Origin of the sequence: Chitinophaga hostae, assembly GCF_018224885.1 — a bacterium.
Taxonomy (GTDB): Bacteria; Bacteroidota; Bacteroidia; order Chitinophagales; family Chitinophagaceae; genus Chitinophaga; species Chitinophaga hostae.
Genome location: NZ_JAGTXB010000001.1, coordinates 776,141 through 788,131, shown reverse-complemented (window position 1 = coordinate 788,131; position 11,991 = coordinate 776,141). Strand labels below are relative to the sequence as shown.

The 11,991-nt window shown below is 45.2% G+C and carries 11 protein-coding genes and 1 tRNA gene; 10 read left to right on the top strand and 2 right to left on the bottom strand.

Features of this window, described 5'->3' with window-relative positions:
• The first annotated feature begins 88 nt into the window (after positions 1–88).
• Complete coding sequence (locus tag KE626_RS03285) at positions 89–712, top strand: polysaccharide deacetylase family protein (RefSeq protein WP_211971442.1); 624 nt, start codon at positions 89–91, stop codon at positions 710–712.
• A gap of 44 nt (positions 713–756) precedes the next feature.
• Here the strand turns inward: KE626_RS03285 and KE626_RS03280 are convergent, their stop codons facing one another.
• The gene (locus KE626_RS03280; protein ID WP_211971441.1) at positions 757–1,671 is read right to left on the bottom strand and encodes a hypothetical protein; all 915 of its coding nucleotides are present in this window, start codon (positions 1,669–1,671) and stop codon (positions 757–759) included.
• A 104-nt stretch (positions 1,672–1,775) separates the two neighbouring features.
• On the opposite strand from KE626_RS03280, the gene KE626_RS03275 reads away from it, so the two are divergent.
• From KE626_RS03275 to KE626_RS03245, 7 genes are all read left to right on the top strand, one after another.
• Complete coding sequence (locus tag KE626_RS03275) at positions 1,776–2,546, top strand: TatD family hydrolase (protein WP_211971440.1); 771 nt, start codon at positions 1,776–1,778, stop codon at positions 2,544–2,546.
• 26 nt (positions 2,547–2,572) lie between these two features.
• The gene (locus KE626_RS03270) at positions 2,573–3,625 is read left to right on the top strand and encodes an asparaginase (protein WP_249207223.1); all 1,053 of its coding nucleotides are present in this window, start codon (positions 2,573–2,575) and stop codon (positions 3,623–3,625) included.
• 139 nt (positions 3,626–3,764) lie between these two features.
• Complete coding sequence (gene aqpZ, locus KE626_RS03265) at positions 3,765–4,457, top strand: aquaporin Z (protein ID WP_211971439.1); 693 nt, start codon at positions 3,765–3,767, stop codon at positions 4,455–4,457.
• A gap of 91 nt (positions 4,458–4,548) precedes the next feature.
• Positions 4,549–4,635: transfer RNA gene (locus tag KE626_RS03260), tRNA-Ser, on the top strand.
• A gap of 228 nt (positions 4,636–4,863) precedes the next feature.
• Positions 4,864–5,769 (top strand): FimB/Mfa2 family fimbrial subunit, encoded by a 906-nt coding sequence (locus KE626_RS03255; RefSeq protein WP_211971438.1) that lies wholly within the window; start codon positions 4,864–4,866, stop codon positions 5,767–5,769.
• 225 nt (positions 5,770–5,994) lie between these two features.
• Positions 5,995–9,099 carry an eCIS core domain-containing protein gene (locus tag KE626_RS03250; protein WP_249207222.1) on the top strand — a complete coding sequence of 1,035 codons (3,105 nt, stop codon included), beginning with the start codon at positions 5,995–5,997 and terminating at the stop codon, positions 9,097–9,099.
• 33 nt (positions 9,100–9,132) lie between these two features.
• A complete protein-coding gene (locus tag KE626_RS03245; protein ID WP_211971437.1) occupies positions 9,133–9,612 on the top strand; it encodes a YbjN domain-containing protein in 480 nt (159 codons plus the stop codon).
• A 62-nt stretch (positions 9,613–9,674) separates the two neighbouring features.
• On the opposite strand, the gene KE626_RS03240 is transcribed toward KE626_RS03245, so the two are convergent.
• Positions 9,675–10,853 (bottom strand): FAD-dependent monooxygenase, encoded by a 1,179-nt coding sequence (locus KE626_RS03240; protein WP_211971436.1) that lies wholly within the window; start codon positions 10,851–10,853, stop codon positions 9,675–9,677.
• Positions 10,854–11,156: 303 nt separating this feature from the next.
• Between KE626_RS03240 and KE626_RS03235 the strand changes: the two genes are divergently transcribed.
• Together KE626_RS03235 and KE626_RS03230 are read left to right on the top strand one after the other, a co-directional pair.
• The gene (locus KE626_RS03235; RefSeq protein WP_211971435.1) at positions 11,157–11,531 is read left to right on the top strand and encodes a hypothetical protein; all 375 of its coding nucleotides are present in this window, start codon (positions 11,157–11,159) and stop codon (positions 11,529–11,531) included.
• Positions 11,532–11,793: 262 nt separating this feature from the next.
• A complete protein-coding gene (locus tag KE626_RS03230) occupies positions 11,794–11,931 on the top strand; it encodes a hypothetical protein (protein WP_211971434.1) in 138 nt (45 codons plus the stop codon).
• Positions 11,932–11,991: the final 60 nt, after the last annotated feature.

Here is an 11,991-nt window from a genome sequence, read left to right as displayed (position 1 = left end):
AAAATTTTTTAATACGGGCCAGGGCTTCGGGACATTAAGTATATTGCAATACTATTCAGCTCATCGCTAAAAGCCAAAGGCTCCAAGTATGTTCTATCTTACTAAAACACCCGGTATCCTGAAAGCCCTCTATAAAAGCTGTATCTGGAATATGTCGCCGGCAGGCAATAAGGTATACCTCACTTTTGATGACGGTCCACATCCCGAAGCCACGCCCTTTGTGCTGGAACAGCTGGCCAGATACGATGCCAAAGGCACTTTTTTCTGCATCGGCAAAAATGTGGTGGAATACCCTGCTATTTACCAGCAGATCCTGGAAGCAGGTCATAGTACCGGCAACCACACGCACAATCATCTCAACGGATGGAAAACAAATACGGAAAAGTATATAGCAAATGTGCTGGAAGCAGCCAAATATATACCTTCTCCCTTGTTCAGGCCGCCTTATGGCAGGATTACGCCTTTCCAGGTCAGGCAGATAAAAAATAAGATGCCAGGGGCAAAAATTATTATGTGGGATTTACTGAGCGGGGATTTTGACACGGATCTCAATGGGGAAGCCTGTGTACAGAATGTAGTGTTTAAGCTGCAGCCAGGTTCCATTGTGGTATTTCACGACAGTACCAAGGCCTGGGACCGGCTGGAATATGCATTGCCCCGGGTGCTGGAGTTTTGTAAGAAACAAAAATATGAACTCGCAGCTATTGTATAAAAGCAGCGGCGCTGTTACCTGACAGTAACGGCGCCGCTTAAAATTTATGGTTTCAGTTTTATTTCTTTTGCCTTATCACCTACCGTAATGGTAGCTACATCATCGCATAGTCCATCTCCGTAATTAATTACACCGGTAATTTTATCGAACTCCACTTTCAGTTTACCCTTGCTGATATATGCACAGCTCCAGGCTTTTATGAGCGCCTCCTCTGTGGAAAAATTGGCCGTAGCACCAGTAACAGGGCCTTTCACGTAGGAAAGCGCAGCATTTCCTTCCACGCTAAATACATCGTCAGACGGGTTCAGGAATGGCTGATCCTTATCAACACCGGCAATTTGTTTAACCGTTTTTTTGCTGGCATAATTTATCACTACGGAATCAGAGAGCGTTACTTTTCCATTGGTTAATTCTGTCGTATACTGGATGCCGTTAGTAGTGCTATAGCTGACACCGCTGATCACAAAGCGGCCTTCTACGGCCTTTCCGTTCAATTTATAGTTCCTTGGCTCCACTACGATAGTAGCGCCCGGGCTAAACAACGGGCCGCTGAAAATCACATGCAGGACCCCGCTGCGGAATACACCGTACCTGTCCAGGCAGGACGTTCCGAAATCTATATCTACGCGTTTAGGCCAGGTGTTGCCGGTTGCATCCAGGAGTTCTGCAGAGGGACAGCCTTGGGGCTGATCTGCCATTTCGCCTCCCCCGGGGTTTGCCTTGCGGCCGGTATACATACCCTGGGAAATACCAACAGTGGCTGCGGTTTCGAACAAGTCACCATACATAGCGCTTACAATAGCCTCATGTTGTACCGCGCCAATGGTATTGTTATCTGATTGATTATTGGGGGCGGTATCTGTAGTTACTTCCTTCTTACAGGCAAAGAAAATAGTGGCTACTGCCACGCTGGTGATGGTCCACGCCAGCACACGATTTGTACTGAAATAGCTTTTCATAGTTTAGGTTTTATTAGCAAATAGGTTTTTCGGTGTTTACCTTTGCAGGTATAAAGATATCCTTTAAATATTAAAGAAATTACAAATTTAATAAATAAATTATTATGCTTTGGATAGATACCCATACGCACCTATATGCTGAAGAATTTGAGGCCGACCGGGAAGAAATGGTAGCGCGGGCTATCGCAGCGGGGGTAGATCAATTGTTGTTACCGAATATAGACGAGAGCTCCATTGAGGGTATGCTGGCCCTGGAAGCGAGGTATCCCGGGCATATCCATGCCATGATGGGCATACATCCCTGTTACGTAAAAGAGGCGGTAGACGAGCAGCTGGACCTGGTAAAAGCCTGGCTGCAACAGCGTTCTTTCAGGGCTATCGGGGAAATAGGACTTGACTTTTACTGGGATAAGTCGTTGTTACCGCAGCAATACCGGGCATTCCAGGAGCAGTTGGTATTGGCGAGGGAGTACGGCTTACCGGTATCTATTCACAGCCGCGAAGCCACACGGGAATGTATCAACGAAGTAAAAGGATTGCAGGATGGCCGTTTAAGCGGCGTATTCCATTGCTTTTCCGGCACGCTGGAAGAGGCAAAGGAAATTATTGACCTGGGCTTTTACCTCGGGATAGGCGGTGTGGTTACATTTAAGAAGTCGGGATTAGACAAGCTGCTGGAAGAAATAGACCTGTCGCACATCGTATTGGAAACAGATGCGCCCTACCTGGCGCCAGTACCTTACCGTGGCAAACGTAATGAAAGTGCCTATCTCCCCCTGGCCGGAGAAAAGGTAGCAGATATAAAAAATCTAAAAATAGCAGACGTAGCAGCTATAACAAGCAGCAATGCCCGGAAATTATTCAAAACGCTCTAACTGTTTAGTGAATACCTTTGCAGGGAATGGCTACTAGCACAATGAGTAAAATACTGATTATCTACACGGGCGGTACAGTGGGTATGATCTACGATGATAAAACCAAAGCACTGCGACCTATCGGATTCAACGAAATAAGGAATAATTTACCGGAGCTATACCGGATGGGCATTGATTTTTATGTGTACGCATTTAATCCGCCTATTGATTCATCAGACATGCAGCCGGAGATATGGGTAGAACTGGCCAGTATTATTGAAGACAGGTACGACCGGTACGATGGTTTTGTAATATTACATGGTTCCGACACCATGGCCTTTACGGCTTCTGCTTTAAGCTTTATGCTGGAAAACCTGTCGAAGCCCGTTATTTTAACCGGCTCACAGCTACCTATCGGGAAAATACGTACCGATGCCAAGGAAAATATTATTACGGCCATGGAAATAGCCTGCAGCAGACATAATGGCACCACAGTATCTATGGTCCCGGAAGTATGCATCTACTTTGATTTCTCTCTTTTCCGCGGTAACCGTTCCAAAAAATATAACGCCGAGAAGTTTGAGGCGTTCTACACCATGAACTATCCCCAGCTGGCCGAAGCGGGTATTGATATCAAATTCAAGCACCAGTTTATTTTACCTCCACCGGTACAACCACTGAAGGTGCACAAAGAACTGGAAACAAATATTACGGTACTGAAGCTATTCCCGGGCATCACCAGGAGAGCCGTGGAAGCAACATTGAGCGTATCAGGCCTGAAAGGAGTGATCATGGAAACCTTTGGCAGCGGTAATACCAATACCCAGCCCTGGTTTATTGAGAGCATTAAAAAAGTAATCGACAACGGTGCCTTGGTAGTGGATATTACCCAATGTGACGGAGGTTCAGTGGAGTTAGGAAAGTACGAAACCAGCCAGCACCTGGTGGAAATCGGCGTGGTAAGCGGCCATGATATGACCTTTGAAGCCGCCGTTACCAAACTGATGTTTGTGTTGGGACAGGGCTTATCACCGGAAGAAACAAAAAAGATGATAGAAACATCTTTACGTGGCGAGCTAACACCTATTGAAGTATATTAAGATCCTCATAAGCATATACAAGCGTGAAGTACACTAAGTTGTGTTTCACGTTTTTTTTTATCTTGAATATTTGCGGTAAATTTAACTATCACCAATTTCACATTCCCCGATTTCTAATCACCACAAAATTTTCTACTCTATGACAATCACCTTATCGCAGAAATGTATTGCAGAGTTCTTTGGCACTTTTGTGCTGGTATTCATGGGTTGTGGCAGTGCCGTGCTGGCTGGAGCTCATGTGGGGTTCCTGGGTATTGCTTTTGCATTTGGTTTATCGGTAGTAACGATGGCATATGCTGTAGGTCATATTTCCGGCTGTCATCTTAACCCGGCCATTACAATTTCCCTGTGGTCGACCGGGAAAATATCAGGCAAAGATGCCGGCGCCTACATTGTATCACAAATACTGGGTGCGATAGTGGCTTCCGCCGTATTGTACTTTATTGCCCAGGGTAAAGCCGATTACAGCCTCGCTGCCAATGGTCTTGGTGCAAATGGGGTAGACCAGGGATCTCCGGATCACTACTCCCTTGTTAGTGGCCTGATAGCCGAAATAGTGCTGACGGCTATTTTCCTGGTTGTAGTACATGGCACCACCAGCAAAAACAATGGCAACGGCGCTTTTGCAGGCTTAGCCATCGGTTTGTGTCTTACAATGATCCATATTGTGGGCATCCCTGTAACCGGCGTATCAGTAAACCCTGCACGCAGTATCGGACCGGCCATTTTTGTAGGTGGACAGGCGCTGAGCAATTTATGGGTATTTATTGTAGGACCCATAGTAGGCGGCCTTTTAGGAGGTGGTATCTGGAAGATATACGATAAGAATTAAATTCTTTTTTGAAATCTGAACTAAAGGATTATCTTTGCAACCCTGAATTGGAAAATCAACCCTTCCGTTTTATTCAGGGAAAGATAATCACGGAGAAGTGCAGGAGTGGTTGAACTGGCACGCCTGGAAAGTGTGTATAGGTGAAAGCCTATCAAGGGTTCGAATCCCTTCTTCTCCGCAAGCTTTAAAGCTCTGGTAGCGCAAGTTATCAGGGCTTTTTTGTTTTGCTTATTTACATAAAAATTATCGCATAATTTAAGGCTCGGATTTTCCTTTTTAAAGCAGAAAACGCTATCTTTAACCCGATGTTAAATGTAAGTAACCCCTATATCCAAATAATGCAATAACCCCTGTAATCTCAATTTTTCAATCCTTATAATTTAAATTCTCAAAACACCTTTTATCTATGAAAAAGAAATGGTTTGTAGCGCTATCTTTTAGCGTACTGTTTTATGCGTGTGCTAAGGACAACAACACTAAAGCACCAATCGCCCAGGCCCCGAAAGTTCCTATCAAGGTAAGCGTAGCCGATTTTGTAAAAAAAGTTGAACACCTTCCTGCCCCTTTAGGCAGGCAAGCTTCCTCAACAACAACTTTAGCAAAGGACTCAACAGCAAACATATCAGATATCTATCTCTCTATCTTTAATCGGTACGGAGAGAGAGTAAATTTTATCCATCAAAAATCCACAGAGGGAAATTTCGGAATATTTTCTGACTCATTACCGGCAGGTAGTTATTCAATAGCTGCGGTGGCAGCAACTGATTCCCTTATTATAGATTATGGTATAAGTCTCAATGTAGATGCTCAGGGCGATAGCATACTAAGTCCATTTCCAGATATCTTTTACAAAAAGATATCCATTGTTGTAGGGACTGATACAGCTGCCAATAACTTCAACCTGTCTTTAGAACGTCTGATGGCGTGCCTGGAAGTCAATATCATTGATGCGCCTGCCGCTGATTCAAATGTAGCAGTAAAGATGAGATATGAAAGTTCGTCCTATTATATTCCAGGTGATACCTATAGCGGACAAATGACTATGTCGTTGAAAATTCCGAGGAGGGGTCAGCAAATATTTAATGAATTAATTATGAATACTTCCGGGGAAATTGAAGTAGATATTAGTTATCCTGACAGAAATACAAATGCCATTTTAACAAAAACGATCAGACATGTCATGCTTTCCAAAAATACAAAGACGGTATTAACTGGTAATTTATATACCACACCAACTGTAGATGAATTTAATAGCGGTTTTCGTATAACCATCAACAGTATCTGGAACCCGTCAGAGACAATTCCATTTTAACGGATAGCGAAATATACCATCGCAGCATTTATCCGCAAGCTTTAAAGGATGGACGCAAGTCTGTCCTTTTTTATTTATTCCATCGGTCAGCAATGACTATTCATTAACTAAAACCAAACGTACCATCAGCTTCTCCCTCCCCTTTACCGCCCCCCGTTTAAATTTATATTTCTCCCAAAAAATCAATATATTCATACACAAATCAAAATAACCCTATTTGTCTGTATGAAAACTAATCATATAGAAAAATCGTCTCCGGTCCCTCCTCAAACCGCTGCCAATACCAGCGAGAGCAAACATGGTGTTTCCCTGCCTGCGGTACAAGCTTTTACGATTCACCCGCTGGCTGCGCAGGCTGAAACGGATGACACCGCACCATCTCCGCCACCTAAAACAATGGTACAGGCTTCCCCGGCAAACAACCCGGAAACCGGCCACACGCCCGGAAAATTTACGGTGCAGAGAAAAGCCGATCAAAGCAACGGAACCGTATCCCAGCCATTTATACAAAATAAAGAAGGCGCGGGTAATTTACCCGCGAATTTAAAAACGGGAATAGAGTCAATTTCCGGCTTTGCTATGGATGATGTAAAGGTGCATTACAATTCCGATAAACCGGCGCAATTAAAGGCTTTAGCTTACGCGCAGGGAGCAGATATACACCTGGGACCCGGCCAGGAACAACATTTACCACATGAAGCGTGGCATGTTGTTCAGCAGAAACAAGGGAGAGTAACACCTACGATGCAAATGAAATCCGGTATTGATGTGAATGACGATCCTGCGCTGGAAAATGAAGCTGACAGCATGGGACAACAGGCCCTCCTTGCTACGGAAACACCCATTCAAAAAAAGCAGGTCGTTACCAGTTCATCACAAACCATACAAGGCGTATTTGCAACACTCTCATCCACCGGTAAGGCGAGGGTAAACCAACAGGCAGAAGAGAAGTATGCCGCCAAGGCGCTTGAGTTCGAGACCAAAATGGCGCCTCTAATAATGGAAGATGCCACCGTAAATGACCAGGTAGATACGATAGTGGGAATAGTAAGAACCATTGTGGATGCCTGGGCAAAAAATACTTCCACCGCGTTAGGAAAAGTTTACGAAAATGAATTTGGATGGCCTCCGGGCGATAACTATTATGGCGCATTTGACATGACGGCCACCAATATCAACCTGGTGCTCAGGGATAAGGGACAGCCATTGCGTTCAAAACTTAAACTGGTTTATAATGCTGTGCGGAATAATAATTTATCCAAATGGCTGAAAATTGCAGCCATACAACTGGACAGAGAGGCAAAAGGACAAGCACGCAGGGCCTGGAACATAAAGTCAGACGCTCACAAAGTGGAACATCGCACAACAGGACCTACAGTAGTAAAAACAACCACAGAAAGTACCGTAGCTCCTGATTTCGGAAAGGAAACGGGGTTAGATAAAACCCTCACTGGCGCAGAGATAACCAACTTCGCCGACATTGCCGCCAGAGAGCGGGTATCCGAAGGTATCTTTACCAAACGCGATGTATTCAAGAATATTCCCAGCGATATTGTAAAGTGGGATCCGGCTACGAGCAAAGCCAACAAGGAACGTACACCTAATGCAAGTCCGGGATTAAAAACTTCCGAGCAACGTACGTTGACCGTAAATGATTTGCCCGATCTCACCGATGCAGAAGTGAACCTGGTGCTAAAGCAACGGGGCAATATTGCGCCCGATGATGCCGCACGCAATAATTTTAAGGCTGACCCGGCAACCAAGCTGCCATGGAGCCAGGGAGGAGAGTACTTCGACATAAAACTAGGTTCCGATAGCGCCCGTGAAGCTTCCACTATTAATGCACGCCTGGAAGCAGGCATCTCCGGATCTACCGATCTGATGCTGCACGCAGCTCAAAACCTGGGTATTAAAAATCTCTCCATGCTTAAAACACTACGCCTGGGACTCGCAGGCTGGATGATGGCTAACAGGGACCACAGCTTTTATGAAGTATTTAAAGCGGCGGAAGCTTATGGTCTTCCTTTTAATATCGATCGCACCGACCCGGGTATGGAATACGAAGACGCCGGCAATTTATTCCCTATGACGAGAGATAAATTTGCAGGATTACTGGCCGATGATGGCGTACTGACCAACGTGTATCCAAAAGCCTATTTATCCATGACCTGGAAAGATTATCTCGCAGGCATTCTTCCTAATCCGGCGCATACCCAGCAAGATCTCAAGAACAATATTTCTACACAAGGTATTTCTAAAGTACCACAGACTGCTATGACCGAAAAAGATACGGCTCACCTGAACCGGCTGGGTGAAGTCACCGCCGCACAGGTCATCAACGGCCCCGATAAGGCTGCGTTGAAACTACAGGCTGTTCGCCAGATAAAACTGCATACCTCTTACATTCACCTGGGCAATACTTATGGGGAAGCGCATGCCGAGTCGTTGCTTAACTCGCTGCTGTTACACCATCACGCCGGAAAAGGATTGATCAAAGATGAACAGAGAGCAGTACTCGAAAAAGCAGACATCCCGAAAGTAATTCTTGATTTCGCTACCCCCACTCAATTGATTGCGATTGAAGCCGTAAGGGCGGCAGTGCAAACTGCGGTGGCCACACCACCCAGCACCTTAGCGATGGGGGGCATAAATACCGCTATGGCAGGGTTAACAATTGATCCTACACACAAAGCCCAGCTCAAAGCTGCACTTATCAGGCACTATCATGGTGATGCCTATTTACCGGCTGCCGGCGATGCCGTTGATGCAGACAGACTTAACCGCATCAGCCAGCTTGAACAAATTGCGGAAATGGAGAAAACAACCGCTACCTGGTACACCTGGAGCACTAAAGCAGATCACCTGGCTAAAATAGCCTCCCCATCTCTGCGTAATGCCACTTCTACTGTTCCCAGCACTCAGGGGCCGGGCCTGTATATTGGTAAAAAAATAACTTCTTCTTCCATTTATGGAGCAGAACTTGGGAAAAGAGCGATGGTGGTAAAAATGGTCTCCGTTCCAACTATTAACCTTTTAAATCCTGCACAAAAAGAAAGACTGAAAATACTCGGCGGCGGCGTATTGGGCGACGCACTTGACGTGGCAGGGGCATACAGCAAGCACCATCGGAGTGAATTTTTGATGATCTACGGAGCAGGTAGTTTTGCCAGGTTAACTACCAATAAAGGTGTTACCTTAAGCATCGATTTAAAAACAGCGCCAGCTGCCGACCTGCAGACCGAATTCCATTCAACGAGATGGTCTGGCCTGTCCAAACAAAATTTCATTGCCCAGGCGGCCGAAAGCGGGCTGAATATAACAGGCTGGTAATAGCAGCCGCTAACATCATAAAATACACAAACAATGAATGATTTAGCCAATACAATAATCGACTACTTTCATGAGAAAGGATGGCCACTGCAACAACATGCCACCGAGCCTATTTACCGGTTTAATTATGAAACTAAAAACGGATCCTGGGCCTGTTTCATAAGAATCAATGAGCACCTGAAACAGGTGATATGCCTGTCTGTACTCCCGGATAAAATACCTGCCGATAAATTTCCGGCTATCACGGAGTTCATCACCAGGGCCAACTGGGGACTTAACATCGGTAACTTTGAATTCGATTTCGACGACGGCGAGTTGAGATACAAAACCAGCATTGATACCAGCAAAGGGGATCTTACGATTGAGTTGTTAGACCCTTTGATAATGGCTAACCTGGTGGTAACGGACGACTATTTACCTGGCATTAAACTGGTTGTTGCCGGTGAACAAACTCCTTCAGATGCTGTAAAGTCTGTCAGAACCGATATTAATAAATTCGATTTCAGATTCTGATCACCCAAACAGCTGTTGATTTCCGCTTAAGCGTGAACTATTATTTATTTCTCCTTTACTATTCAATAAGATGCCGGCTTAATGGACCGGGCAATTTTCGATGGCAACTCAATCATCATATTTTTCCATGGTGAGTAAGGCAACATCTTCCACATTTGCTGAGCCAGCCAGTGCCGGAAACGCGTTGCCGGTACAAACCAATCAGCGCCGCCATCTGCCAGCTGCTGTCCCCGGGTCACAAAATCACGCATCATGTTTTCATAATTGCTGAATGCAGTGGTGTAATCGCCATTGCCCTGCTTCAGTTCCCCGGCCAGGATATAGGCGCCTATCACCGCCATACTGGTACCCATCCCTGATAAAGGAGAGGCACAATGTGCCGCATCACCCAACAACACAATACGCCCGGTTGACCAGCGATCCATCTTTATCTGGCTCACAGCATCAAAATAAAAATCAGGCGCCTGATCCATTAACTCCAGCAAGCGCGGCACCTCCCATTCCTCCTTCGCAAAACGATCGCGAAGAATTGCTTTCTGCTGGGTTATATTCCGGCGATCATATGCCAATGGTCCTGACGTAAAATAAAAAGAAGCCCTGGCTTCTGTATTCTCTCTTGCACCAAAAAGCCCTACTTTTTTTCCCGGCGTGCTGTAAAACAAGCCATTCATGCCGAGGTCCATGTAGTTAGGTGTAGTGAAAATGGCAATGTACACGCCCAGATCGTGACGGAACTGCGCTTCATCACCAAAAGCAATTCTTCTCACATTTGAATGGAGCCCGTCGGCCCCGATCACGAAATCGAACTGCTGCACCGGATGACGTTCAAAAGCGACTTCAACGCCGTCGGCATGTTGAGTCAGCGAGGTAATACTGTCATCGAAGAGGTAGGTAATATTGTGCTTTGTGGCGTTATACAATACATCAGCCAGGTCACCGCGCATGATCTCCAACTCTCCGCTGGTAAAACCATCGGGCAGGCGGGATATCTTTTTGTTATGCTTATCTACCACAGTAATCGTTCCTGTGCGTGTTTCAAATTTGCGTATTTCTTCCAGGATATCCATCTTCTCCAGTATATCCAATGCTGCACCACGAAAATCCACTGCATATCCGCCTGGCCGGATACACGGAGCGCGTTCGATGATAGTAACCTGGAATCCATAACGGTGCAGCCAGAAAGCCAATGCCGGACCGGCAACACTGGCGCCGGAAATTAAAACGTTTTTTGTTTTCATCATTTGTAGTTGCAGTGATTAATACACCAAAGCTATACTGGCTGTTATCCAACAGCAATTACAAACATGGAGAACCAACAAAAGTGTCGGTAAAAGACCGCATTGGATCGGTAAATCCTGTGATTGACCGCAGCCGGGATCGGCCAAACCGGTTAAACGTCTGCCTGAATAATTACCTGTGAACGAAAACAAACCCTTTCTCCTTCACTGAACAAAATGAATAGAACACGCAGCCTTAAACTGTATACCTTAGTAAAAGGTGCTGTTGTAAAATGAGTGGAATCAATAACTAAAACCATATCCGCAATGAAAAAGATATCGCTCGCCTTTATTTGCATAACCGGGCTGTCATATTGTACTAAAGAAGAAGCTCCGCAAAACCCCGTTGTGATATATGAACTTGAATCTAATACCGACGCGCCGTTTATTGAAATAAAATATGGCAGCGGCGCCGGCGGCGCCACAAAAGAATGGAAGGTTTCCGGTATTGGTATACATCAGAAAGCCGACACCATCAAAAAAGGAACCGCCGTTTTCCTGGAGGCAAGGAATGCCGGGAGCGACAAATGGAAGATCCGGATAAGAACTACGGATGAGTCTTTCCTCATCGAAGGACCTGTAAAATTCCAGTCGGGCACACCCGGTTATTACTACTCATCTATAAGCGGCACCTTCAATTAAATATTGATCTGCATGTCGTAACACGGAAGAATTATTCACGAAAAATATCCTGTCTGAATAAAAAATTTGTAAATTAGTATCCTGACTTTTATGTCAACAACAACAACGCTAAGCCTACATGTTTGTAGACCTAAACCCGATTCTCTCAATTATAATGCTGTATACCATATGCCCGTGCAGCATACTTCCATTTACAACAAGGGGCCGCTGAAAACCTTTAGAAAAGAGTAAGCAACTGTATTTTTTAAAGTAAAACCGTTTTATGAAAAAGAAGATCAAAAAGAAACTGGACATCAGCAAAATGAAAATCTCCAGGCTGTCTGAACCCGGCGATAAAAAAGCAAAAGTTGCCACTATACCGCCACGTACTTTCTGGTGCGACACTACAGGGCTATATTAACAGCCACATTTTATAGGACCAGGCAGTTGCCGGTTCTGCATTTCAGCGATCATCAACAGC